1 pseudogene is annotated in these 208 nt (G+C 44.7%); it reads right to left on the reverse strand.

Features of this window, described 5'->3' with window-relative positions:
* Positions 1 to 16: 16 nt before the first annotated feature.
* Positions 17 to 208, reverse strand: a pseudogene (locus CKO50_RS24145) (IS5/IS1182 family transposase); the annotation flags it as partial.

A 208-nucleotide genomic window follows, 5' to 3' on the forward strand; every position in this document is an offset into this window, starting at 1 on the left:
TTTATCGACAGTTCTGTTATTGCACTGCGCTTTTTACCGCTAATAGCTGATATAAAATCCAGACATAAAAAAGCCGCAGTTGGGCTAGAACTTTACGGCAGTTTTGGCCTACACCCGCAAGCACTGCATTCAGTTTGTCACCGAGCTTTCCTTTTAAGCGGTTAAGCCCTAAGTGACCGTCTTGTTTCATGTGCCCTATGATTGGCTC

The organism is Pseudoalteromonas sp. HM-SA03 (genome assembly GCF_002289345.1).
Taxonomy (GTDB): Bacteria; Pseudomonadota; Gammaproteobacteria; order Enterobacterales; family Alteromonadaceae; genus Pseudoalteromonas.